The organism is Brevundimonas vesicularis NBRC 12165 (genome assembly GCF_001592205.1).
GTDB classification, from domain to species: Bacteria; Pseudomonadota; Alphaproteobacteria; order Caulobacterales; family Caulobacteraceae; genus Brevundimonas; species Brevundimonas vesicularis.
The window spans coordinates 93,470-117,328 of sequence record NZ_BCWM01000008.1 but is presented as its reverse complement, the minus strand read 5'-3'; the positions used below and the strand labels follow the sequence as shown (position 1 = coordinate 117,328).

Genomic DNA, 23,859 nt, shown 5'->3' with positions numbered 1-23,859 from the left:
CCATTTTCAATTGCGACCATCAGCCGAACGACTTCACGATTTTCGACAAATCAGCGGCAACGCTTCCGGTTTGGGGTGTTCTTCGGTCCGACTCACATTATCGCCGTAACCTTCTCTTAACCTTCATGGGCGCAATCCTTAACGCGCTCATAACCAAAGCGATTCGGCGGGGCGGTCGGTTGGTTTGAAGGGGCGGGTCAGCAGGTCGGAAACAGAAAATGTCGCTCTCATTGGTCAAGCCGCAACACACTGAACTGAAGCCCCGCATCGTCGTGTTCGGCGTCGGCGGCGCTGGCGGCAACGCCGTGAACAATATGATCGACGCCGGCCTTGAAGGGGTCGAGTTCGTCGTGGCCAACACCGACGCGCAGCACCTCAGCTTCGCCAAGACCGATCGCCGTATCCAACTGGGCGAGACCATCACCCAAGGCCTGGGCGCCGGCGCCCACCCCGAAGTCGGCATGAACGCCGCGGAGGAGTCCGCTGACGAGATCCATCAGCACCTGGAAGGTGCGCACATGGTCTTCATCACCTGCGGCATGGGCGGCGGCACCGGCACCGGCGCGGCCCCTGTCATCGCCAAATGCGCGCGTGATCGCGGCATCCTGACCGTCGGCGTCGTGACCAAGCCCTTCACCTTTGAAGGGCGTCACCGCATGCGTCTGGCCGACGCGGGCGTCGCCGAGCTGCAACGCTATGTCGACACCCTGATCGTCATCCCGAACCAGAACCTGTTCCGCGTCGCCAATGAGCGCACGACCTTCGCCGACGCCTTCGGCATGGCCGATCAGGTCCTGCACTCGGGCGTACGCTCGATCACCGACCTGATGATCCTGCCGGGCCTGATCAACCTGGACTTCGCTGACGTGCGCGCCGTCATGTCCGAGATGGGCAAGGCGATGATGGGCACGGGCGAGGCTACCGGCGACGACCGCGCGCTGCTGGCGGCCCAGAACGCCATCGCCAACCCGCTGCTGGACGAGACCAGCCTGAAGGGCGCCAAGGCCGTGCTGGTGAACATCACCGGCGGTCTGGACATGACGCTGCTGGAAGTCGACGAGGCCGCCAACGCCATCAGCGCGGAAGTGGACGGCGACGCCAACATCATCTTCGGCGCCGCTTTCGACCCTGCCCTGGATGGCAAGATCCGCGTCTCGGTCGTCGCGACCGGCATGGACGAGGGCGAAGTGCGTCGCATCGAACCCATCGCCCCGCCGGCCGTCAGCGCGCCGCTGGCCGGTCATGACGCGCGCCGCTCGGCTGGCGGTCTGTATGGCACGCAAGCCTCGCGCGCCCCGGAACCGACCCGCGACACCTATCGCGAGCCCGTTCGCGCAGAAGCCCCGCGCGCGCCTGAGCCCCGCATCGAGGCGGCGCCGGTTGTGCCGACCTTTCAGACCCCTGCCGCTCGCGAACCGGAACCGCGCCCCGAGCCGGTGATCCGCGTCGCCGAGCCGCAGCCGCGCGCTCTGGACCCCATCGTTGATCCTTGGGTCGAGGAATATGAAACCCGCGCGCCGGCCCCGCGCGTCGCGCCGCAAGGCGATCTCTATGAGCGCTCCGCGCCTGCGGCCCAGCAGCCCCAAGCCGACGATGGTTACGACGACCGTGACCACCGCCGCAGCGGCTGGAGCCTGTTTGGTCGCGGCAAGCGCACCCAGCCTCAGCAAGATATGTCCTATGCGCCGCAATCGTCGCATCAGGCGCGCTCTTCGGCTCAACCGGTCCAACACCCAGAACCGGAGGCGGGACAGGCCGATGACGACCTGGAAATCCCATCCTTTCTCCGCCGTCTGGCCAACTAAACGTCCCAAATGACGACCAAACGCCCCGGAGTCCGCCTCCGGGGCGTTTCTCGTTCTCGGATGTGTCTCAGACCGAAACAATCCGAAACCGGACTTTGATTTCGCGCTTGCGGCATGACCGCTAGATGAAACCCAGGGCGCAATCCGCACGGCGTGCGGCGCGCAAAGGAAAGAGCGAGTTCAGGTTTGTCGGTCAGAAGCGACCATCACGAACGCACCATCGTCGCCCCGGCCATCATCGCTGGGGTCGGGGTGCACACCGGCCGCCGGGTGCGGCTGGCGGTTCGGCCTGCGCCATCGGGCACGGGCATCGTCTTCGTGCGCACCGACATCACCGACGGCGACAACCGCATTCCGGTGTCGGGCGAGGCCGTCGTTGACGCCCGCCTGAACACCATGATCGAGAATGGCGCGGGCGTTCGCCTGTCGACGATCGAGCATTTGATGGCCGCTTTCGCCGCACTGGGCGTGTCGAACGCCGTGGTCGAGGTCGACGGACCGGAGCTGCCGATCCTGGACGGTTCGGCGCTGGAGTTTGTGAAGCTGCTGGATCGGGCCGGTTTCCGACCGCAGCCGACGCCGCAGCGCTATATCGAGATCCTGGAAACGGTCCATGTCGTCGAGGGCGACAAGCATGCGGCCCTGATGCCGTGCGACCGCTACGAGATGCGGTTCGAGATCGACTTCCCCTCGGCAGTGATCGGCAATCAAGTGATCGACTTCGTCGTGGACGAACCGACCTTCCGCAAGGAGATCATGGCCTGCCGCACCTTCGGTTTCGCCCATGAGGTCGAGGCGTTGCGCAAGGCGGGTCTGGCGCGGGGCGGCTCGCTGGAGAACGCCGTGGTCATCGACGGCGACGAGATTTTGAATCCCGGCGGCCTGCGCATGGAACGCGAGTTCGTCCGTCACAAGGCGCTGGACGCCATCGGCGACCTGTATGTCCTCGGCGCGCCGCTGCTGGGTCGCTACGAAGGCTACAAGGCCGGTCACGCCCTGAATAACAAGCTGGTCCGCGCCCTGCTCGCCGCCCCGCACGCCTGGCGTGAAGTGACCCGTGTGCCGGAGCTGGCGCGCGCGGGTTAAGCCCCGATCACCGCAATCAATCGACCGAAGTCCGGCTCGCCGTGCTGGAAGGCGCGACGGTTCGAATAGAACCGCTCTGCGTCCGCGCAGGTGTCGTGCCCGGTCCAGACGGCCTGGCCGACCCCCGCCTGCTGCAGCCGCCAAAGGACAAAGCCGGGCAGGTCGAACTGGCGTTTGTCAGCGGTCTCTCCGGGGTGGAAGAAGCGGTCGCTGCCAGGATCGTGGTGGGTGAAGCGATCTTCGAAATCGACGCCGACCTCATAGCTGGCGGGCGCGATGCAGGGGCCGACGGCGGCGACCACCCGCCGAGGCTCGGCGCCCAGGGCCTGCATGGCGGAAACGGCGGAGTGGATGACGCCGCCCAGCGCGCCTTTCCAGCCGGCGTGGACGGCGGCGACGATGCGCGTCTCGGGATCGGCCATCAGGATCGGCGCGCAGTCGGCGGTCAGGACCGAACACAGCAGACCGGGCTCGGCCGAGACGACGGCGTCGCCCTCTGGCCGGTCGCCATGCCAGGGACCTTCCGCCACACGCGCCACGGCGGAATGGATTTGATAGCAGCCATTCAGATGGTCCGGGTCGGCGTTGAAATGGCCCGCGACACGCCGGCGGTTTTCGGCGACGGCGGCTGGGTCGTCCTTGGAGCCGACGCCGGCGTTCAACCCTTCATAGAGGCCGGTCGAGACGCCGCCCGCACGGGTGAAGAAGCCGTGGGCGATGCCGGCGGCGGTCAAAAGCGGGTGGGTGATGGGGGCCAGATCGCTCATGCCCCCACCTATATCAGGCGTCCCAGCCGGGGACGACCAGGGATCGGGGGGCGAAGATGGCGGCGGCCTTGAACAGGGTTCCCATCTGGTCGTCGCCGGTCAGCCGATCCAGCTGGCGCGCAATGACGCCGGAGGCGGCGGGCCGGCCGGCTTTCAGCGCCTCGGCGCGCGCCTCGATGCCCAGCCGGCGTAGGAACTCGCCTTGGGGCAGGCTGCCGGTGACGTCGGCGCCGGTTCGCACCGCGGCTTCCAGCACCAGGGGGAAGTCGGCCCATTGGGTCAGGTCGGCTTCGCCTGGCGTTGCGAGGGGATCGACCTTCTGGTGACGACGCAAGGCCTGGAGCGTGTCGCCGGCTTCGGGGCGGGCGCGGCCATAGTCGATCAGCAGAGCGGCGCCCGAGGCGGCCTTCATCAACAGGCCGAGGTCGCGGCCGAAGACCGCCTGCTGATCCGAAATTTCCAGAATGCCGCCTGGCGCGATCTCGAAGTCCGGCTTCTGAAAACCGCCGGAAATGGCGGTCAGGCCAAACATCAGGTCGCCTTCGTCTGTGACGCCAATGCGGCGCTCGGCCCAGCCGCCGTCGGTGCGGACGAACTGGCGGGCGGGCATGCAGTCCAACACTTCGTTGGCAATCAAGATGACAGGGGCGTCGGTCTCGATCGCCGTCAGGCTGCGGACCCAGCGCGGCGACAGGTCGGCGTCGGCCAGGGCCCTGGCCTGGAGGTCGCGCAAGGGGGCGCTGGGTTCGATCAGGATCAGATCGCAGGCTTCGAGAAAGCCCGGGACCAGGCGGGCAGCGCGCAAGGCGTCGCTCATCAATGTGCCGTCGCCAGGGCCGACCTCGACCAGGCGGAACCGCTCGGGCGCGCCCAGCCGGTTCCAGGTTTCGACCGCCCACAGTCCGATCAGTTCGCCGAACATCTGGCTGACCAGAGGGGCGGTGATGAAGTCGCCACGCGCGCCCAAGTCCGGACGCGATGCATAGTAGCCGCCCTTGGGATCGTGCAGGCAGCGGGTCACGTAGTCGGCGACCGTCATCGGACCCGTCAGGGCGATCTCGCGCGCCAGACGGGCTTTGAGGGTTTCGGCCTCGCTCATGCGTCGGCGGCAGCCGGCGGACGCTTCCACGCGCGCCAGATCAGCCAGGCGCCGACCAGGATCATCGGGATCGACAGCATCATTCCCATGGTCAGGCCGAACGGGAAATCTGGCATGCCGATATCCGGCTCGCGCACATTCTCCAGCGCCGCACGGCAGACGCCATAGCCGACCAGGAACAGGCCCGTGATATAGCCGGGCTTCTTCAGCAGGCCGAACTTCCAGATCGCCATCGAAAGGACGGAGAAGAGGATGATCCCCTCAAGACCCGCCTCATAGAGCTGGCTGGGGTGGCGGGGCGCATCGCCCGCGGGGCAGAAGCCGTACATCTGTTCGATGCGGGCGTTGCAGAAGCGCACGGCCCAGGGGACGGTCGTCTCGCGGCCCCACAGCTCGCCGTTGATGAAGTTGGCCAGGCGACCGAACATCAGGCCGATCGGCACGACGGGCGCGACCAGATCGCCGAGGCGCAGCATGTCGATCTTCTGCGACCGGGCATAGAGGACGATGGCCAGGCAGACGCCCAGGAAGCCGCCGTGGAAGCTCATGCCGCCGGTCCACAGCTGGAACAGTTCAAACCGTTCGCCGAGCGTCTGGCCGGTGAACAGCTGGCCGTACATGGCCGGCTTGTAGAAGAGGGCGTAGCCGAGGCGGCCGCCCAGGATGATGCCCAGCACGATCCACAGCACCAGGTCGTCCAGTTGCGTCGTGGTGACGGGCGGCTTGCCGGGCGCCCACAGCCGCTGGGTCTTGGCCAGACGGGCGGCGTACCACCAGCCCAGCACGATGCCGGCGACATAGGCCAGGGCGTACCAGCGGATCGGAAGCGGTCCGAGGTGGATCAGGACCGGATCGAATTCGGGAAAGGGCAATGGGCGTTCCTGTGCGGGACTGTCTTTGACAGCGGTTTAGCAAGCGTCGCCGCCGTCGTCGCCTGTGAAGACGCATCACGACGCCTTGATGGCGCCCGCGAAGCAGCAGAAAGAAAGGTTTCGTTCACCATAGTCGGTGAACCTTCGTTAACGACGTTGAGGTCGGAGCCGCCATGCAGACCCGCAATCCCATTCTGGACGAGTTCGCCAAGCTGACGACCGGCGCCATGGGCCTGGCGCAGGCCGCAGGCGAAGAGGCCAAGACCGCCTGGCGCGCCCAGGCCGACCGGATCGCCGCTGAAATGGACCTGGTCCGTCGCGACGAGTTTGATGTTCTGAAGGACGAGATCGCGGCTCTGCGGGCTGAGATCGCAGAGCTGAAGGCCGCCCAAAAGCCGGCTGAAAAGCCCGTGAAAGGAACGTCCACAGATGGAACTCAACCCGGGGACGCAGCCGGTTGAGCCGAATCTGCGAACAGGCTTACCGTTCTGTTAACGCCCGCGATTCTCGCGGACGCAGCGTGAAAGACACTTGATGGACATCGCCCGGCCCGAGGAAGTGGACGTGCCCTTCGACCCGCTTGAGGTCGTCGAGCATGTGCTCACGGCCGAGAATCTTCCGTTCGACCGCACCGACGACGGCGACCTCGCCTTTGCTCTGGCCGGCGATTGGAAGGACTATGAGCTATGGTTCGCCTGGCGCCCCGAGGGCGACTGTCTTCAGCTGTGCTGCGCGCTGGATCTGAAGGTGGCCAAGAGCCGCAAGACGGCGGCCTATGAACTGGTCGGTCTGATCAACCAGCGCACCTGGATGGGCCATTTCGAAGTCTGGGCCGAGGACGGGGAGATCGTCTTCCGTCATTCGCTGGCCTTGCCGATGGGCGAGCGCCCGACCCTGGCTCAGGCTGCGTCGATGATCGACGCGGCCATCGAGGCTTCGGATCGCTACTACCCCGCCTTCGACTTCATGGTGCGCGGGAACAAGAAGCCCCAGGAGGCGATCGACGCCTGCCTGTTCGAGACCGTCGGCACCGCCTGATGCCAAGCGCGGCATCTGTGCCGGGTCCCGTTGTTCTGGTCGGCTGCGGCCGGCTGGGCTCGGCCATCCTGGAAGGCTGGCTGCTGACCGAGACGGTGGCGGCATCCGACCTGGTCATTCTCAGCCCGTCAGAAAAGCCAGCGGCCGAGATGGCGCGGGCCAAGGGCGCGCGGGTCAATCCGCCGCTGGAGGTCCTGACCGAGGCGGCGGTAATCGTTCTGGCGGTCAAACCGGCCATGTGGCGCGAGGTCATGGCTCCGCTGGCGCCGTTCCTGAACGACCGGGCCGTCATCCTGTCGGTCATGGCGGGCGTGACGGCGCCGACTTTGGCCGAAGGCCTGGGAGGCTGGCCCATCGTGCGGGTGATGCCGACGACCGGTGTGTCGCGCGGGCGCGGCGTGGCCTCGGTCTGGTCGGCGGATACGCGCGCCGAGGGCATCGGGCGGGCATTGTTCGAGCCGATGGCCGAGACGGTCGTGCTGGCCGACGAGGCGCTGATGGATGCGGCGACAGCGGTGGCCGGCTCGGGCGCAGCCTATTTCTACGCCTTCACCGAAGCGCTGGCGCGGGCCGGGGAGGCGGCGGGTCTGGATGCGGCGACGGCCGATGTGCTGGCGCGCGCGACCCTGAGGTCCGCAGCCGACTCCATGGGTGACGACGGGCTGGAGGCCCTGATCGGCCGCATCGCCTCGCCTGGCGGCTCGACCCGCGCCGGGCTTGACGCCATGGCGAGGGACGGCCGCCTCACGGCGATGCTGGACGACACGGTCGCGGCGGCGGTCAGACGCAACCGCGAGATGGGCTAGAAGCGTCCGCGCTCAATCTGATCGCCGAAGCGCTCGAACGCGCGGTCAGCGTCGCGCCAGACGCTGTAGCCCCAGACGTCGTTGATGCTGGGCGTGAAATAGGAATAGTCCACGGGCCGCGTCACCCCGTCCGCCATCACGATCTCACCCTTGATGGCCGCGCCGCCGATCGACACGCTGCGGATCGGGTCGAGGCCGGGCGTCTGACGGACCTGTTCGAACGTCGGCCGGTTGGGCCTCAGGTCGACCAGGACCAGATTGGCGGTCGCGCCTGGATAACGCTGGGCCAAGGCCTTGCCGACCTCGGCCTGAAGGCCGGCGATCTGTTCGTTGACCTCGCGGTCGCCGAGCTTTTCGACCTCGCGCTGAAGCTGCGGCCCGACCGTGACGTTCACCGTCGGCGCTTGAGCCTGAGCCATGGCGGCGATGGCGAGTGTCGCGGCCAGAGGTGCAAAGAAGGCGAGTTTACGCATCGAAATCATCTCCAAGCCCTGTCGCCCTCAAGATGACCCTTGCAGCGCCGTTCCGCCAGACCCTGCCGACGAAAGCTTTCATGCCTTAAGCGGACTCGGCAACGGTGACCGCGCCGGGGATGCGGATCGTCGCTTTCAACCCGCCCAGTTCGCTGCGATCCAGGGTGACGTCGCCGCCGTGGCCGCGCGCCACATCGCGCGCGATGGCCAGGCCCAAACCGACGCCCTTGCGGTTCTGGTTGCGGGACTCGTCCAGGCGCGAGAAGGGTCGGAAGGCCTCGTCATACATGGCTTCGGGAATGCCGGGCCCGTCGTCCTCGACGATAATCTCCAGCCCGCCCGACGCCAGGGCGCGGCCCGACAGCCGCACGTGCTCGCCGTGAGAGGCGGCGTTGCCGGCCAGGTTCACCAGGGCGCGCTTGAAGGCGAGGGGGCGAACCGAGGCGGTCAGGCCCTCTGCGACCACCACCTCGACCTCGGCGCCGGCGCGTTTCGCATCCTCTCCGGCCGCCTTCAGCAGGTCGGAAATCGACACCGGCTTGGGCGGCTCTCCAGCTTCGCCACGGGCGAAGTCGAGGTATTCGTCGATCATATGCTCCATCTCGTCCAGGTCGCCGCGCATGGCGGACTGGCGCTTGAAGGGTGGAGCCAGAGCCAGTTCGAGACGCAGACGGGTCAGGGGCGTGCGCAGGTCGTGGCTGACCGAGGCGAGCAGGGCGGTGCGCTGATCGATGTGGCGTTGAATCCGGTCGCGCATGGCCATGAAGGCGACGGCGGCGGCGCGGACCTCGCGTGCGCCGTGCGGCTTGAACCGAGGCACGGTCTCGCCGCGTCCGAAGGCCTCGGCGGCGTCGGCCAGACGCTCGATGGCGCGGACCTGATTACGGATGAACAGGATGGCGACCCCCATCAGCAGGACGGTCGCCACCGCCAGCCACAGGACGAAGATATGGGCCTGGGTCGCCACCGCGCGCTCGCGCGGGGCGATGATGCGCAGCACCCCTTGCGGCTCCTGCACCTGAATGTCGACGTAGGCGGGATAGCGGGTGGTGTCGAACCAGTAGGGGCGGTCCAGACGCGCATCCAAGGCCTTGTCCAGCACACGGTCCACCACGCCGATGGCGCCGCGGCGTTCTTCCGTCGGAAGGGTGCGCCCATCCTGAAGCACGATGGACAGGGACATGGATCGCTCGGCGCGATTGGCCAGCTTGTCCAGGTTGGCCGGGCTGGGGTCGTCCTCATAGCTCTCGACGGCCCAAGCGATGTCGCCCGCCAGGCCTTCGGACAGGCGCGCGGTCACCGTCTGCCAGTGGGCGTCGAAGAACACCCAGGTCACCGCCATTTGCATGACCAGCACCGGCAGGACGATGATCAGCAGCGACCGGCCCCATAGCGAGGTCGGCAGGCGCCGCTTCAGAAAGCGCGGCCACAGATAGGCGGGCAGAAGCCGCATCGGCTCAGTCGGGAGCCAGCATATAGCCGACGCCGCGCACCGTCTGGAGATAGCGCGGGTTCTTGGGATCGACCTCCAGCTTGCGGCGCAGGCGCGTCACCTGGACGTCCACGGCGCGGCCGGTGATGTCGGCGGTGTCCGGCGACAGGCTCATCCGCTCGACCGGCGCATGGGCGTGAAGCGCCAGGGTCTTGAGCAACTGGGCCTCGGCTTCGGTCAGGCGCTGGGGCGCGCCGTCACGGCTCAGCTCCAGCCGTTCCATGTCGAAGACGGCGGTGCCCAGCTTGATCTCCTTGGGACCGATGGGCTTGCCGCCGGTGCGACGCAGGATGGCGTCGATGCGGAGCACCAGTTCGCGCGGTTCGAAGGGCTTGGACATGTAGTCGTCGGCGCCGCGCGACAGGCCCTCGATCCGGTCCTCGGGATCGCCGCGCGCGGTCAGCAGCAGGACCGGCGTCTTGGACAATTCGGCCTTGTTGCGGACCCAGCTGGTCAGGTCCAGGCCGCTTTCGCCCGGCATCATGACGTCCAGCACGACCAGGTCGAACTCGATCAGCTCCATCATCCGCTTGGCGGCGGCCGCGTGCGCGGCGCCGGTCACGCGATAGCCTTCGCGCGCCAGGAATTCCTTCAGCAGTTCGCGGATACGATCGTCGTCGTCGACAATCAGCAAATGGCGGCCGACGCCGGGGCCGGCGATGGGGCCTGAGCGGCCATGCGAACGCGATTCCGTCATGCTCATGCGACGTTTCCCCCGCTTGCGGCGTTGACCTGAGCGATTCGTGCGGCTCTAAGACCGTCAGTTTCGCGGGAGACGTATTTCAATGGCCTTCGTTCCTTTCGACGATCGTGACGGCTTCATCTGGGTGAATGGCGATTTCGTCCCGTGGAGGGAAGCGAAAACGCACGTTCTGACCCATGCCCTTCACTACGGCTCGTCGGTCTTTGAGGGTGAGCGTATGTACGGCGGCGAAATCTTCAAGCTGACGCAACATTCCGAGCGCCTGAAGCGGTCCGCCAACCTGCTCGATTTCGAGATACCCTACAGCGTCGCTGAAATCGACGCCTTCTGTAAGGAAACCTGCGCCAAGAACGGTCTGACGGACTGCTATGTGCGTCCCGTCGCCTACCTCGGCCCGGAACAGACCAGCGTTTCGGCCTTGAACAACAAGGTGCACTTGGCCATCGCCGTGTGGGACTGGCCCAGCTATTTCGACCCCGAGGTCAAGGCCCGCGGCCTGCGTCTGGAATGGTCCAAGTGGCGTCGCCCCGATCCGGCGACGGCCCCGACGACGGCCAAGGCGGCGGGTCTGTACATGATCTGCACCATGTCCAAGAACGCCGCCGAGCGTCGCGGTTTTGCCGACGCCCTGATGCTGGACTGGCGCGGCTATGTCGCCGAGGCGACCGGCGCCAACGTCTTCTTCGTCAAGGACGGCGTTATCCACACCCCGAACGTCGAGCACATTCTGGACGGCATCACCCGCCAGACCGTGATCGAGATCGCCCGCGAAAAGGGCATTGAGGTCGTGGTGCGTGAGATCAAGCCGGATGAGCTTTCGGACTTCACCGAATGCTTCCTGACCGGCACGGCCGTCGAGGTGACCCCGGTCGCCGAGGTGGGTGAATATCGATTCACTCCCGGCGCGCTGTCGCTGGATCTGATGGATCACTACGGCAAGCTGGTGCGCGGCCAACTGTAAGCCGAGGCGCGACGACAGGATGAGGGCGGTCCCTTAAGGGGCCGCCCTTTTTCGTTTCGCTTGCCAGCCGCGTCACTTTGTCCTTGAAGCGAATACAGACCGGCAGGCGCGCCGAGTGCGGGGATCGTTTTTCATGTTCAGCCTCCTGAACCTCCAGAGCCTTCTGGGTCTGGTCGTCATCGTCGCGGTTTGCTGGGCGATCTCGGAAAACCGCAAGGCCTTCCCCTGGCGGCTGACGATCGGCGCGATCCTGGTGCAGGCGGGGCTGGTGCTCGCCCTGTTCGCCATTCCGGGTTCGCAGGCGGTGCTGGCGGCGGTGACGGGCGCAGTGGACGGTCTGGCGGTCGCCACGACCGAGGGGACCAAGTTCGTCTTCGGCTATCTGGCCGGCGGGGACCAGCCCTATACGGTCTCGAACCAGGGCGCGCTTTTCACCTTCGCCTTCCAGGTTCTGCCGCTGATCCTGGTGATTTCCGCCCTGTCGGCCCTGCTTTGGCATTGGAAGATCCTGAAGTGGATCACGCTGGGCTTCGGCTTCCTGTTCCAGAAGACGATGGGTCTGGGCGGCGCCTCGGCCCTGGCGGTCGCGGCCAACATCTTCCTGGGCATGATCGAGAGCCCGATCGTGATCCGCGCCTATCTGGACAAGCTGACGCGGTCCGAGATCTTCCTGATGATGGTGGTGGGCCTGGCGACGGTCGCCGGTTCGACCATGGTGGCATATGCGACGATCCTGTCGCCGGTGCTGCCCAATGCGGCAGGCCACGTGCTGGTGGCCTCGATCGTTTCGGCGCCGGCCGGCGTGCTGCTGGCGCGGATCATCATCCCCGAGAAAGAAGGGATGGGCGGCGCCGTCGCCGACTATGACTCGGCCCTGAAATACGACAGCGCTATCGACGCCATCGTCAAAGGGACGTCCGACGGCCTGATGGTCGTGCTGAATATCTCGGCCGTGCTGATCGTGTTCGTGGCCTTGGTCGCCCTGGTCAACGTCATGCTGGGCGGGTTCGTCGTGTTCGATGCGCCCCTGACCGTTGAGCGGATGCTGGGATGGATCTTCGCGCCGGTCGCCTGGTTGATCGGGGTGGAGTGGAAGGACGCCGACGTCGCCGGCTGGCTGCTGGGCGTCAAACTGACCCTGACCGAGTTCGTCGCCTTCATCGACCTGGGCAAGGTGCCGGCCGCCGAGATGACCGAGCGCACGCGGATGCTGATGACCTACGCCCTGTGCGGCTTCGCCAACATCGGCTCGGTCGGCATCACCGTCACCGGCCTGTCGGTCCTGATGCCAGAACGCCGCGAGGAGGTGCTGGGCATGGTCTGGAAGGGCCTCTTCGCCGGCTTCCTGGCCACCTTGATGACCGCGGCCATCGTCGGCGCGATGCCGGCGGCGGTGTTCGGGCTCTAAGGCGGGCCTAGATCCGATGCGCGCGCTTGCCCCGCTGGACCGTGGACTGGCGCTGCTGCTGGCGGGTCTTGCGGGCTATGTGGACAGTCTGGGCTTCCTGCAGCTTGGCGGCGTCTTCGTGTCGTTCATGAGCGGCAACTCCACGCGGCTGGCCGCCAACCTGGCTTCTGGACACTGGCTGGCCGTTGGGCATCTGGCCGCCATTCTCGCGGTCTTCGTGCTTGGGTCGTTCCTCGGGGCGCTGATCGCCGGGGGTGAGGGCGCGCGGTCACGCAGCCGCGTTTTATTGTTCGAAGGACTGTTGCTGGCCTGCGCGGCCTTGGCCGCGGCGTTCGGTCTGACGCCGCTGGCCATCCTGCTGATGGTCGCGGCAATGGGGGCGGAGAACTCGGTCTTCCTGCGAAATGGAGAGGTCGGCGTCAGCTTGACCTATATGACCGGCACTCTGGTCAAGCTCGGGCAAGCCTTGGCCGCCGCTGCGACCGGGCGCGACCGTACCGCCTATCGTCCCTATCTCGCCCTGTGGGCCGGATTGACGGTAGGGGCGGTCCTAGGCGCTCTGACCTATCAATGGCTGGGGTTGGCGGCGTTATGGCCGGCTGCGGGACTGGCCGTGACGCTCTCGGTGATCGCGCGCTTCAGCCGCGCGGCGTGAACTTGCGGATGACGCCGGAGAAGGTCATCAGCAGGCGCTCGCCGGTATTGATCTGACCTCGCACGAAGATCAGGCTCTTGCCGGCCTTGGTGACCTGGCCGGTGGCTTCGATCAGTTCGCCGACATATCCGCCGTCGATGAAGGTGGAGTCCAGCTGGACCGTGACGCCCGAGGCGCCTTCCATCTCCTGATAAGCGATCTGGAACATGGCGATGTCGGCGAAGGTCATCAGGCAACCGCCGTGCATCCGGCCGCCGGCGTTCATGTGCTTCTGCTCGGCGCGGAAGGCGCAGCGCATGTGGCCGTCCGGGTCGGGCTTGCCGTAAAAGGGGCCGACGACAGTGTCGAAGGTGTCGTGCAGATCATAGGTCTGCCAGCCGGCGAACTCGCCCTCGGTGATGGTGATTTTCTTGGGCATGCAGACTCGGCCTTACTTATGGGCGTGCGTTGCAGCATATAGGCGCAATGAGCGACCCGATCGAAACCGCAATCCTGAACAAAATCGCCGCGCTTGAGCCCGGCAAGAGCATTGAGCCGGCGGAAGTGGCCAAAGAGCTACAGCCCGAGCAGTGGCAGCGCATGCTGCCCAAGGTCCGCGCGACCGCTTTGGGCCTGATGCGCCAAGGCAAGCTGACCATCACCAAGAAGGGCAAGGCGGTCGATCCGGATAATTTCCGCGGCGTCACGCGCCTGCGCCAGGCGACCGAGGAAGAAACGGCCCTGGCGCTGAGCCGCCGTCCGCCGGTCGTCGAGGGCGATGACGACTGATCTCCAGGATATCCTGAACGACATCCGCGCCTGCCGCGCCTGCGCGGGCGTCCTGCCGCACACGCCGCGCCCGGTGGTGCGGGTCTTTCCCGAAACGCGGCTGCTGATCTGCGGCCAGGCGCCGGGACGACGCGTCCACGAGAGCGGCCTGCCGTTCACGGATCCCTCGGGCGATCGTCTTCGTGATTGGATGGGCGTGGACTATGAGACCTTCTACGCCGACCCGCGCATCGGGGTGGCGGCCCAGGCCTTTTGCTATCCGGGCACCGCGCCGAAAGGCGGCGACTATCCGCCGCCGACACGCTGTGCGGAACTGTGGCGACCGCAGTTGCTGGACGCCCTGCCGCAGATGGAGCTGACCCTGCTGGTCGGCGGCTATGCCCAGGCATGGGCGCTAGGCGATAAGGCCAAGCGGACCATGACCGAAACGGTTCGAGCGTGGCGGGAGTATGCGCCGGATCTGCTGGTGCTGCCGCATCCGTCTTGGCGCAATACGGCCTGGCTGAAGAAGAATCCGTGGTTTGAGGCGGAGGTGCTTCCCCATCTGCGGGAACGCGTTCGGCGCATTCTGACTTCAGCAAATCCGGCGGCCGTTCGCTCCAGCGAGAAGGACTTGCCGGTGGTATCGTGAGCGCTGCTTGGGACACATGGCCTTGATCGCCTCCAGACTTATGCCGCTGGCCGCCGCGCTCGTTCTGTCGGCCTGCGCCGCACCTCATATCCAGCCGCCTTTGAAGCCGCCGCCGGGCTTTGTCGGCGCCCATGTCGAGGATCGCGCCCTAGTCATGTCGGACGGGGCGCGCCTGCCGTATCTGCACTGGGGGCCAAAGGATGGGGCGCCTTGGGCGGTGATCGTGGCCCTGCACGGCATGAACGATCACGACGCCAGCTTCCGTCTGGCCGGCCCCTGGTGGGCCGAGCAGGGGATCGAGACCTGGTCCTACGATCAGCGCGGCTTCGGCGGGGCGCCGGGGCGGGGCGAATGGGCCGGGCAGCAGCGGATGACCGATGATCTGCGCGAGATCACCGCGATGGCGCGGGCCCGCTATCCCAATGCCGTCATCGCTGTGGTGGGCGAGAGCATGGGCGGGTCGGTGACGGCGGCGGCCTTCGGCTCCGACAATCCGCCGGATGCGGACCGGATCGTGCTGCTGGCGCCCGGCGTATGGGGCTGGTCGACGCAAGGACCGTTGAACAGCACGGCGCTGAACATCGCAGCTCGAGCGCTGGGCGACGTGGCGCTGGAGCCGCCGGAGTTCATCACGCGCGACATCCACGCCTCTTCGAATACGTTGGAGCTGATCCGCAACGGGCGCGATCCGATGAGCATCCTCGCGACCCGGTTCGACACCGTCTATGGGCTGGTCGATCTGATGGAGGCCTCGTCGCGCAGCCTGGGCCGCATTCGGGGCGACGCCATCCTGATGTACGGCGCCCACGACGAGGTGGTGAAGAAGGGACCGATGAAGGCAGCTCTGGAGCGGGCCGAGCGGGAGGGCGGGACGCTGCGGACCGCATGGTATCCGAACGGCTGGCATCTGCTGAACCGCGATCTGGACGCCGAGATCGTATATCGCGACGTCGCCTCGTGGTTGAGAGATCCGAAAGCCCCCTTGCCGTCGGGTGCGCCGGCGGTTTTGCCGCAGCTTCAGGCGGACGGGGCTCGCCCTTAAGCGGGTCTTAACGCGACGTTTACCATCCAGGCGGCATTTTCTGCCTAGCGGGGCGTTCGTGTCTCCCGCGAGTAGGGGGCGGGGACGCGTGGGCGGCTTCACAGCGGCGTTGCAGAAGTTCGGGATCGGCCGTCTGGCTGCGGTCCTCGGCGTCGCCGCAGGCGTGGCCGCCGTGCTGGTCGCCATCATGCTGCGCATGGGCCAAGCGCCCGACGCGCTCCTCTATTCCAACTTGGATCTGCGCGAGGCCAGCGAGATCAGCGCCGCCCTGGATCAGGCCGGCATCAAATATTCCTCCAAGGGCGACGGCTCGACCATCATGGTCAACCGCGACGAGGTCGGCACGGCGCGGATGCTGGTCGCGGGCAAGGGTTTGGTTACATCCGGATCGGTCGGTTACGAGCTGTTCGACAGCCAGTCGGTGCTAGGCCAGACCGAGTTCCAGCAGCAGTTGAACGAACAGCGCGCCCTGCAGGGCGAACTGTCGCGCACCATAATGTCCATGCGCGGCATCACAGCCGCCCGCGTCCACATCACCATGCCGCGACGCGAGATGTTCACCTCGGCCGCCGGCGAACCGACCGCCGCCGTTCTGGTGGGCCTGGGCGGGCGTGACCTGACCAGCGACCAAGTGCGGGCGATCCGCAACCTGGTGGCCTCATCCGTGCCGAACCTGAAGCCCGACCGCGTCACCGTGGCGGACCAGACGAACCGCACCCTGGCGGCCGGCAGCGACGACGGAACCTTCACCTCCGCGTCCGCCGCCGAGGCCAAGGGCAATACCGAGAGCCAGCTTCAAGCGCGCATCAAGGACATCGTCGAAGGCGTCGTCGGCGCCGGCGCCGCCCGTGTTCAGGTCACGGCCGACATCGACCAAAGTCGCGCTACGACGCAGGAAGAGAAGTTCGACCCCGATGGTCAGGTCGTCCGATCGACCACGACCAACGGCTCGCAATCCGCAGACAACAGCGCCCAGCCCGACGGCGGCGTGACCGCGACGAACAATATCCCCGGCGGGGCTGCGCCCGGCGCGACGCCGGCCGGTTCGACCAACTCGGAAAACGCCGAGACGACCAACTACGAAATCTCCAAGACCACCACGACCACGACCAAGGAGCCGGGCGAGGTCAAGAAGCTGGCCGTCGCCGTCGCGGTCGACGGCAAGTGGACGCCGGCCAAGGACGGCAAGGGCGAGCCGACCTATGCGCCGCGCACGGCCGAGGAGATCGCCCAGATCAAGTCGCTGGTCGCGGCCGCCGCCGGCATCGACGAGACGCGCGGCGATAAGATCGAGGTCATCAACGTCCGCTTCAACCACGACACCGGCATCGAGGGCGGTCTGGACGGCAAGTCGTCGCTGCTGGACTTCTCCAAGAACGACATCATGCGTTTCGTCGAGCTGGGCATTCTGACGGTCGTCGCCCTGCTGCTGATCTTCTTCGTGCTGCGTCCTCTGCTGAAGACGGCAGCGGGCGGCGGGGCCAATCTGCCGGCGCTGGCGGGCGTCAACGGCGTGCCGGTCACGACCGTGGCGACCACGGTGATCGGCCCGGACGGCCAGCCTCAGCTGGTTCAGCTGCCGGCGCCCAGCGAGATGGAACAGAAGATCGACATCGCCCGCATCGAGGGTCAGGTGAAGGCGTCGTCGGTCAAGAAGGTCGCCGACTTCGTTCAGTCGCATCCCGATGACGCGGCCGGCATCCTGCGGACCTGGGTGGCCGAAGGCTGATGGCGAAGCTGGTCAACAAGAAAGCCTCGATCGACGATCCCAACAAGCTGTCGGGACCGGAGAAGGCCGCCGTCATCCTGCTGGCGCTGGGCGAGGAGCATACCGCCCTGTGGGAGCGGCTGGACGACGACGAGGTCAAGGAAATCTCCCAGGCCATGGCGACGCTCGGCAACGTCAGCGCCGAGGCCGTCGAGGCCCTGATGATCGAGTTCGTGTCGGGCCTGTCGGGCTCCGGCTCGGTCATGGGCAGCTATGAACAGACGCAGAAGCTGCTGGCCGCCTTCCTGCCCAAGGAGCGCGTCGACGGCCTGATGGAGGAAATCCGGGGTCCGGCTGGGCGCACCATGTGGGACAAGTTGGGCAATGTGAACGAGGCCGTCCTCGCCAACTATCTGAAGAACGAATATCCCCAGACCGTCGCCGTCATCCTGTCCAAGGTCCGTTCGGACCACGCCGCCCGTGTCCTGACCAGCCTGCCCGAAGACTTCGCTCTGGAATGCGTGCAGCGGATGCTGCGCATGGAGCCTGTGCAGCGCGAGATCCTGGACAAGATCGAGGCGACGCTGCGCACCGAGTTCATGTCGAACCTGGCAAGGACCTCCAAGCGCGACAGCCACGAAATGATGGCCGACATCTTCAACAGCTTCGATCGCCAGACCGAGGCCCGCTTCATCGGCGCACTGGAAGAGCGCAATCGTGAATCGGCCGAACGCATCCGCGCCCTGATGTTCGTCTTCGAAGATCTGTCCAAGCTGGATCCGGGCGGGGTGCAGACCTTGCTGCGCGCCGTGGACAAGGATTCGCTGGGTCTTGCGATGAAGGGCGCGTCGGAAGGGCTGCGCGAGATGTTCTTCTCCAACATGTCCGAACGCGCGTCCAAGATCATGCGCGAAGACATGGAGTCGATGGGTCCGGTGCGTCTGAAGGACGTGGACGCCGCCCAGATGGCCATGGTCCAGGTCGCCAAGGATCTGGCCGCCAAGGGCGAGATCATGCTGGCGGGGCAGGGTTCGGACGACGAGTTGATCTACTGACATGACCCAGTCCCCCGAAATCCGGCGCCTGTTCGCCTTCGACACCGAGTTCGATGCCGACGGCTCGGTGGTTCGCGAGAGCGCGTGGACACCGGCCAAACGCTCGTATTTGCCGGCCGAGGTCGAGGCCTTGGTGGCGCAAGGGCGGCTTGAGGCCCGGGAGCAGGCCTTGGGCGAGGTGGAGAACATCCGCGCCATGGCTCTCAGCAGCCTCGCTCAGTTGGTTGCGTCGGCCATGCCGACGCTCAAGGCCGTGGCTCAAGCGCATCGCGAACAATCGGCCGACCTGGCTCTGGCCGCCGCTCGCGCCATTGGCGGGGCTGCGATGGAGCGTTTCCCCCAGGCGCCGCTGAAGGCCGCGCTTGAGATGCTGGCTCAGGAAATCGACGCCTCGCCCCGTCTGGTCGTTCGGACCTCGGGGCTGGATGAAGACGTGCGATCGATGATCGAGCGCGCTTGTGCGGATAGCGGCTTCACCGGTGTTGTGGCGTTCCGTGACGAGCCGGGCATGGCCTTGGCCGCGTTCCAGCTTGAATGGGCGGACGGGCGAGCCGACCACGATCCTCAAGGCTCGGCTGATCGCGTTGCGGAGGCCCTGATGGCCGCCCTCGCCGCCGAAGCCGGACACGCCGAAACCCTTCCCGTCGACAGGAGCATGCTCTGATGGCATCCGACGACCTAGCGCTGGAGGAGTTCTCCGGCAATTCGGGCCTCCCGCCCCTCGATGACGCCGGCGAAAAGAGCGCCGCCGATCTGGCCACCGTGTTCGAGGTGCCGGTCAACATTTCCGCTGTGCTGGGCAAGTCGCACATGTCGGTGGCCCAACTGCTGAAGCTGAACAAGGGTTCGGTGCTGGAGCTGGACCGTAAGGTCGGCGAGGCGATCGACATCTTCGTCAACAATCGGCTGATCGCACGCGGCGAAGTCGTCGTGGTCGAGGACCGGCTAGGCGTGACCATGACGGAAATCATCAAGGCCGAGGATTCGGGCGCCTGATTGGCGACCGGCTTTAAAGATTAGAGGAGAAGAACGATGCGTCTTCTGGTGGTAGGCAGACTGAGCGGCCAGCTCGCTTCGGCGGTGAAGATGGCCATGGCGCACGGCGCCAAGGTCAATCACGTCGAGCGCGCCGACCAGGCGACCGAACAACTGCGCCGGGGGCAGGGCGCGGACCTGCTGATGGTCGACTATCAGCTGGACATCGCCGCCCTGATCGCCGCCAACGAGGCCGAGCGGATCACCATTCCGGTCGTGGCCTTCGGCGTCGACGCCGATGCGCGAGAGGCGGCCGCAGCCATCAAGGCCGGCGCCAAGGAATTCATTCCGCTGCCGCCCGACGCCGAACTGATCGCTGCCGTCCTGTCGGCCGTGGCCGACGACGAAAAGCCGATGATCTCGGCCGACCCGTCGATGAAGGCGGTGCTGCAACTGGCCGACCAGGTCGCGCGCTCGGAAGCCTCGATCCTGATCACCGGCGAAAGCGGCGTCGGCAAGGAGGTGATGGCGCGCTATCTGCACGAGCATTCGCGCCGGTCCGAGCGCCCGTTCATCAGCGTCAACTGCGCCGCCATTCCCGACAATCTGCTGGAGTCCGAACTGTTCGGCCACGAGAAGGGCGCCTTCACCGGCGCGGTCGCGCGCCGCATCGGCAAGTTCGAAGAGGCCGACGGCGGCACGCTTCTGCTGGACGAAATCTCCGAGATGGACGCCCGGCTCCAGGCCAAGCTGCTGCGCGCCATCCAGGAGCGCGTCATCGACCGCGTGGGCGGCTCCAAGCCGGTTTCGGTCAACATCCGCATCATCGCCACCTCGAACCGCGATCTGGCCAAGGCCGTGGCGGAAGCCACCTTCCGTGAGGACCTGCTGTATCGCCTGAACGTGGTGAACCTGCGCCTGCCGTCCTTGCGCGAGCGGCCCGGCGACATCGTGGTTCTGGCCGACCATTTCATCAAGAAATACGCCGCCGCCAACGGCGTGCCGGTGCGTCCGATCTCGGCCGCCGCGCGTCAGGCCATTTCGGCCCATCGCTGGCCAGGCAACGTCCGCGAGCTGGAAAACGCCATGCACCGCGCGGTGCTGCTGGCGACCGGCCCTGAGATCGACGTCGACGCCATCCGCCTGCCGGACGGTCAGCCGCTGGGCGGCATGGGCGCGGGCATGATGGCGGGACAGGCCTATGCGGCGCCGCAAGCCGGGGTGGCCGCCCGCGCCGCCCAGGCAGCCGACGCCGTGACCCGCAGCTTCGTGGGCCAGACCGTGGCGGCGATGGAAAAGACGCTGATCCTGGACACCCTGACCCACTGCCTGGGCAATCGCACCCATGCGGCCAACATCCTGGGCATCTCGATCCGCACTCTGCGCAACAAGTTGAACGAATACGCCGATGAGGGCACGGCCATTCCGGCGCCGATGAGCGGCGTCTCCGCCTCGGGCTACGCGGCCTGAACCCATGCGCGCACCCGTGCAGCGCCGATGCGTCCTGACGGGGCTGGCCGCCTTGAGCGCGGTCGGCTGTTCGCCGCGCGCGGAATCACACCCTGTCGCGCCCGCCCGTCTGTCAGACGAGGCTATTGACCTGGCCGACCTGGAAGCGCGCAATGGCGGCCGTCTCGGCTTCGTCGCTCAGGACGCGGCGACGGGCCGTAAGCTGGTTTGGCGCGGCGACGAACGCTTCGTCTATTGCTCGACCTTCAAGATGTATCTGGCCGCCGCGAGCTTGTTGCGGGTGCAGGCCGGGCAGGAGCGACTGGATCGCCGCATCCCCATCACGGCGGCGGACATGATCAACCACGCTCCGGTGACCGAGCCCGCCGTTGGCGCCAGCCTGACGGTCGAGCAGTTGATGAAGGGCGCGGTGGAGGTCAGCGACAACCCCGCCGCCAATCTGCTGCTGAAGGCCATGGGCGGCCCGTCGGCGATGCAGACCTTCTATCGCGGCATCGGCGACGGCAGCACCCGCTCGGACCGTTTCGAACCCGAGATGAATCGTCTGGACGGCGATAAGGATACGATCCTTCCCAACCAGTCGGTCGCCAATCTCAACCGTCTTTTCCTCGATCCGGCCTCGCCTCTGACGGCGGCGTCGCGCGCCCTGTTGCTGCAGTGGATGACCGATACGCCCACGGGTCAGAATCGTCTTAGGGCTGGGACGCCAGCGGATTGGCGGGTGGCGCACAAGACGGGGACGGGGGGCTATGGGCCGACCAATGACATCGGCCTGCTGTATCCGCCGAACGGCCAACCTGTGATCGTCGCCGCCTATTACCACGCCACCCGGGCGACATCGGACGACGCCAATGCGGTCGTGATCGCCGAGGCGACGCGTCGCGCGCTGAAGGCGTTGGGCCGTGACTGATACGCCGGTGATGATGAAGGACGGCATGGCGCGCCCGACGGGTCGCGACGTCCTGGGCTGGGTCAACCGCGGCGAAGTGCTGATGGCGGTCGGCGTGATCGGCGTGATCATGCTGCTGATCCTGCCGGTGCCCAAGTTCCTGCTGGATCTGCTGCTGGCCTTCTCGCTGGTGTCCAGCGTGCTGATCCTGATGACCGCTGTGATGATGAAACGGCCGCTGGATTTCGCCATCTTCCCGACCGTGTTGCTGGTCTCGACCCTGTTCCGGCTGGGCCTGAACCTGGCCTCCACGCGTCTGATCCTGACCCACGGCCAGGAAGGCCACGATGCGGCGGGTCAAGTCATCAACGCCTTCGGTCAGCTGATGATGGGCGGCAACTTCATCATCGGGGTGATCATCTTTGCGATCATTCTGGTGGTGAACTTCGTCGTCATCACCAAGGGCTCGACCCGGATCGCGGAAGTGTCCGCCCGCTTCACCCTGGACTCCATGCCGGGCAAGCAGATGGCCATCGACGCCGATCTGTCGTCGGGCCTGATCACCGAGGACCAGGCCAAGCTGCGCCGCAAGGAGCTGGAGCAGGAATCAACCTTCTTCGGCGCCATGGACGGCGCCTCCAAGTTCGTGCGCGGCGACGCCGTCGCGGGTCTGATCATCACCTTCATCAACGCCATCGGCGGCATACTGATCGGCACGCTGCAACACGGCATGCCCGCGATGGAGGCCGCCAACACCTATGTCCAGCTGACCATCGGCGATGGTCTGGTGACGCAGGTGCCGGCCATCATCATCTCGATCGCCGCCGGCTTCCTGGTGTCCAAGGCGGGCGTCGAAGGCACGGCGGACAAGGCCATGGTCACCCAGCTGGCGACCAATCCGGTATCGCTGGGCGTGGTGTCGGGCGCCGCCGGTCTGATCGGTCTGATCCCGGGTATGCCGCTGATCCCGTTCGCGGCCCTGGCCATCGGCTCGGGCTTCATGGCCTGGCGGCTGGGCCGCAATCGCTTGAAGCCTCAGCCAACAGAGGCGGAGATCGCGGCGGCGGCAGCGGCCGCAAAGCCCAAGGAGGACGTCGAAGAGCCCATCGCCAATGTGCTCACCATCGACGAGGTGAAGATCGAACTGGGCTATTCGCTTCTCAGCCTGATCAACGACCTTGAAGGGCGGCGCCTGACCGATCAGATTCGCGCTCTGCGGCGGTCGCTGGCCCAGGAATACGGTTTCGTCATTCCCCAGGTGCGCATCCTCGACAACATGCGCCTGCCGACCCAGGGTTACGCCATCCGCATCAAGGAGATGGAGACGGGCGCGGGCGAAGTGCGGCTGGGCCACCTGATGGCGATGGATCCGGCGGGGAGCCAGGTCGAGCTTCCGGGCGAGCATATGCGCGAACCGGCCTTCGGCCTGCCGGCGACCTGGATCGAGGAAGGTCTGCGCGAGGAGGCGACGTTCCGGGGCTATACGCTGGTCGATCCGTCGACGGTCCTGACGACCCATCTGACCGAGATCCTGAAAGACAATATGGCCGATCTGCTGTCCTACGCGGAGGTGCAGAAGCTGCTGAAGGAACTGGGCGCCGAAGAAAAGAAGCTGGTCGAAGAACTGGTGCCCAGCGTGGTCACCGTCACGACGCTGCAGCGGGTGTTGCAATCGCTTCTGCGTGAGAAGGTGTCGATTCGCGACCTGCCGGCCATTCTGGAAGGCCTTGCCGAGGCTGCGCCGCACAGTTCCAGCGTCACCACCCTGGTCGAACACGTTCGTGCGCGCCTGGGCCGCCAACTGTGCTGGCAGAACAAGGACGGCGAGGGTGCCTTGCCCATCGTCACCCTGTCGCCGGAATGGGAAAACGCCTTCGCCGAAAGCCTGATCGGCAATGGCGAGGACAAGCAGCTGGCGATGGCGCCGTCGCGCCTTCAGGACTTCATCCGCGCCGTTCGCGACACCTTCGAGCGGATCGCCATGACGGGCGAAAATCCGGTGCTGCTGACCGGGCCGATGACGCGGCCCTATGTGCGCTCGATCATCGAACGCTTCCGCGGCCAGACCGTCGTGATGAGCCAGAACGAGATCCACCCCAAGGCCCGGTTGCGGACCCTCGGCCAGGTCTGATCCCGCCGACTTGGCAGTTTGACGT

General features: G+C 66.4%; 25 protein-coding genes. 18 read left to right on the top strand and 7 right to left on the bottom strand.

Annotated elements, in window-relative coordinates; all coding sequences use genetic code 11:
• Positions 1 to 218 precede the first annotated feature (218 nt).
• Together ftsZ and lpxC are read left to right on the top strand one after the other, a co-directional pair.
• Positions 219 to 1,805 carry a cell division protein FtsZ gene (ftsZ, locus tag BVE01S_RS08180; protein WP_066626413.1) on the top strand — a complete coding sequence of 529 codons (1,587 nt, stop codon included), beginning with the start codon at positions 219 to 221 and terminating at the stop codon, positions 1,803 to 1,805.
• Positions 1,806 to 1,991: 186 nt separating this feature from the next.
• A complete protein-coding gene (gene lpxC / locus BVE01S_RS08175; RefSeq protein ID WP_066626411.1) occupies positions 1,992 to 2,891 on the top strand; it encodes a UDP-3-O-acyl-N-acetylglucosamine deacetylase in 900 nt (299 codons plus the stop codon).
• Here lpxC and pgeF read toward each other — a convergent pair.
• Genes pgeF through lgt form a run of 3 tightly spaced genes read right to left on the bottom strand, consistent with a single transcriptional unit; the run spans position 2,888 to position 5,629 of the window.
• Positions 2,888 to 3,658 (bottom strand): peptidoglycan editing factor PgeF, encoded by a 771-nt coding sequence (gene pgeF / locus BVE01S_RS08170; RefSeq protein ID WP_066626410.1) that lies wholly within the window; start codon positions 3,656 to 3,658, stop codon positions 2,888 to 2,890. The genes lpxC and pgeF overlap by 4 nt on opposite strands.
• 13 nt (positions 3,659 to 3,671) lie before the next feature.
• On the bottom strand, positions 3,672 to 4,757 hold the full coding sequence (locus tag BVE01S_RS08165; protein WP_066626408.1) for a class I SAM-dependent methyltransferase: 1,086 nt from the start codon (positions 4,755 to 4,757) through the stop codon (positions 3,672 to 3,674).
• The gene (gene lgt / locus BVE01S_RS08160; RefSeq protein ID WP_066626403.1) at positions 4,754 to 5,629 is read right to left on the bottom strand and encodes a prolipoprotein diacylglyceryl transferase; all 876 of its coding nucleotides are present in this window, start codon (positions 5,627 to 5,629) and stop codon (positions 4,754 to 4,756) included. Before lgt ends, BVE01S_RS08165 begins: the two co-directional genes overlap by 4 nt.
• Before the next feature lie 173 nt (positions 5,630 to 5,802).
• On the opposite strand from lgt, the gene BVE01S_RS08155 reads away from it, so the two are divergent.
• The 3 genes from BVE01S_RS08155 to BVE01S_RS08145 all read left to right on the top strand — a co-directional run bounded on the left by BVE01S_RS08155 (position 5,803) and on the right by BVE01S_RS08145 (position 7,473).
• The gene (locus BVE01S_RS08155; protein ID WP_066626402.1) at positions 5,803 to 6,090 is read left to right on the top strand and encodes an accessory factor UbiK family protein; all 288 of its coding nucleotides are present in this window, start codon (positions 5,803 to 5,805) and stop codon (positions 6,088 to 6,090) included.
• Between the two features lie 73 nt (positions 6,091 to 6,163).
• Complete coding sequence (locus tag BVE01S_RS08150) at positions 6,164 to 6,667, top strand: type III secretion system chaperone family protein (RefSeq protein ID WP_017504503.1); 504 nt, start codon at positions 6,164 to 6,166, stop codon at positions 6,665 to 6,667.
• Positions 6,668 to 6,684: 17 nt separating this feature from the next.
• Positions 6,685 to 7,473: a pyrroline-5-carboxylate reductase family protein gene (locus tag BVE01S_RS08145; protein WP_240612120.1), complete on the top strand. Its 789-nt coding sequence runs from the start codon at positions 6,685 to 6,687 to the stop codon at positions 7,471 to 7,473.
• Here the strand turns inward: BVE01S_RS08145 and BVE01S_RS08140 are convergent.
• The 3 genes from BVE01S_RS08140 to BVE01S_RS08130 form a co-directional block, all read right to left on the bottom strand.
• On the bottom strand, positions 7,470 to 7,946 hold the full coding sequence (locus BVE01S_RS08140) for a hypothetical protein (protein WP_066626493.1): 477 nt from the start codon (positions 7,944 to 7,946) through the stop codon (positions 7,470 to 7,472). The two genes, BVE01S_RS08145 and BVE01S_RS08140, sit on opposite strands and share 4 nt — an antisense overlap.
• 85 nt (positions 7,947 to 8,031) lie before the next feature.
• Entirely contained in the window at positions 8,032 to 9,399 is a 1,368-nt protein-coding gene (locus tag BVE01S_RS08135) for an ATP-binding protein (RefSeq protein WP_066626393.1), read from the bottom strand.
• A gap of 4 nt (positions 9,400 to 9,403) precedes the next feature.
• Positions 9,404 to 10,135, bottom strand: coding sequence for a response regulator (locus tag BVE01S_RS08130; RefSeq protein WP_369814635.1), 732 nt, complete (start codon positions 10,133 to 10,135; stop codon positions 9,404 to 9,406).
• Positions 10,136 to 10,223: 88 nt separating this feature from the next.
• On the opposite strand from BVE01S_RS08130, the gene BVE01S_RS08125 reads away from it, so the two are divergent.
• The 3 genes from BVE01S_RS08125 to BVE01S_RS08115 all read left to right on the top strand — a co-directional run bounded on the left by BVE01S_RS08125 (position 10,224) and on the right by BVE01S_RS08115 (position 13,165).
• Complete coding sequence (locus BVE01S_RS08125) at positions 10,224 to 11,102, top strand: branched-chain amino acid aminotransferase (protein WP_066626390.1); 879 nt, start codon at positions 10,224 to 10,226, stop codon at positions 11,100 to 11,102.
• 133 nt (positions 11,103 to 11,235) lie between these two features.
• Complete coding sequence (locus BVE01S_RS08120) at positions 11,236 to 12,510, top strand: NupC/NupG family nucleoside CNT transporter (RefSeq protein ID WP_066626388.1); 1,275 nt, start codon at positions 11,236 to 11,238, stop codon at positions 12,508 to 12,510.
• A 16-nt stretch (positions 12,511 to 12,526) separates the two neighbouring features.
• On the top strand, positions 12,527 to 13,165 hold the full coding sequence (locus tag BVE01S_RS08115; protein ID WP_066626386.1) for a YoaK family protein: 639 nt from the start codon (positions 12,527 to 12,529) through the stop codon (positions 13,163 to 13,165).
• Here BVE01S_RS08115 and BVE01S_RS08110 read toward each other — a convergent pair.
• Positions 13,149 to 13,583, bottom strand: coding sequence for a PaaI family thioesterase (locus BVE01S_RS08110; RefSeq protein WP_017504495.1), 435 nt, complete (start codon positions 13,581 to 13,583; stop codon positions 13,149 to 13,151). The genes BVE01S_RS08115 and BVE01S_RS08110 overlap by 17 nt on opposite strands.
• A gap of 47 nt (positions 13,584 to 13,630) precedes the next feature.
• Here BVE01S_RS08110 and BVE01S_RS08105 point away from each other — a divergent pair, with 47 nt between their 5' ends.
• The 10 genes from BVE01S_RS08105 to flhA all read left to right on the top strand — a co-directional run bounded on the left by BVE01S_RS08105 (position 13,631) and on the right by flhA (position 23,834).
• Positions 13,631 to 13,933 (top strand): DUF3253 domain-containing protein, encoded by a 303-nt coding sequence (locus tag BVE01S_RS08105; protein ID WP_017504494.1) that lies wholly within the window; start codon positions 13,631 to 13,633, stop codon positions 13,931 to 13,933.
• Positions 13,923 to 14,564 carry a uracil-DNA glycosylase family protein gene (locus BVE01S_RS08100; protein WP_066626384.1) on the top strand — a complete coding sequence of 214 codons (642 nt, stop codon included), beginning with the start codon at positions 13,923 to 13,925 and terminating at the stop codon, positions 14,562 to 14,564. Before BVE01S_RS08105 ends, BVE01S_RS08100 begins: the two co-directional genes overlap by 11 nt.
• Before the next feature lie 16 nt (positions 14,565 to 14,580).
• Entirely contained in the window at positions 14,581 to 15,606 is a 1,026-nt protein-coding gene (locus BVE01S_RS08095; protein WP_066626382.1) for an alpha/beta fold hydrolase, read from the top strand.
• An 88-nt stretch (positions 15,607 to 15,694) separates the two neighbouring features.
• A complete protein-coding gene (gene fliF, locus BVE01S_RS08090) occupies positions 15,695 to 17,335 on the top strand; it encodes a flagellar basal-body MS-ring/collar protein FliF (protein WP_066626380.1) in 1,641 nt (546 codons plus the stop codon).
• Positions 17,335 to 18,369 carry a flagellar motor switch protein FliG gene (gene fliG, locus BVE01S_RS08085; protein ID WP_066626378.1) on the top strand — a complete coding sequence of 345 codons (1,035 nt, stop codon included), beginning with the start codon at positions 17,335 to 17,337 and terminating at the stop codon, positions 18,367 to 18,369. The genes fliF and fliG overlap by 1 nt, the downstream gene beginning before the upstream one ends.
• Before the next feature lies 1 nt (position 18,370).
• A complete protein-coding gene (locus BVE01S_RS08080; protein ID WP_066626373.1) occupies positions 18,371 to 19,033 on the top strand; it encodes a FliH/SctL family protein in 663 nt (220 codons plus the stop codon).
• Complete coding sequence (gene fliN / locus BVE01S_RS08075; protein ID WP_066626371.1) at positions 19,033 to 19,365, top strand: flagellar motor switch protein FliN; 333 nt, start codon at positions 19,033 to 19,035, stop codon at positions 19,363 to 19,365. Before BVE01S_RS08080 ends, fliN begins: the two co-directional genes overlap by 1 nt.
• A 36-nt stretch (positions 19,366 to 19,401) precedes the next feature.
• Positions 19,402 to 20,814 (top strand): sigma-54-dependent transcriptional regulator FlbD, encoded by a 1,413-nt coding sequence (gene flbD, locus BVE01S_RS08070; RefSeq protein ID WP_066626369.1) that lies wholly within the window; start codon positions 19,402 to 19,404, stop codon positions 20,812 to 20,814.
• A gap of 4 nt (positions 20,815 to 20,818) precedes the next feature.
• Positions 20,819 to 21,724, top strand: coding sequence for a class A beta-lactamase (bla, locus tag BVE01S_RS08065; RefSeq protein ID WP_066626365.1), 906 nt, complete (start codon positions 20,819 to 20,821; stop codon positions 21,722 to 21,724).
• A gap of 10 nt (positions 21,725 to 21,734) precedes the next feature.
• The gene (gene flhA, locus BVE01S_RS08060) at positions 21,735 to 23,834 is read left to right on the top strand and encodes a flagellar biosynthesis protein FlhA (RefSeq protein ID WP_066626363.1); all 2,100 of its coding nucleotides are present in this window, start codon (positions 21,735 to 21,737) and stop codon (positions 23,832 to 23,834) included.
• The last annotated feature ends 25 nt before the right edge of the window (positions 23,835 to 23,859 follow it).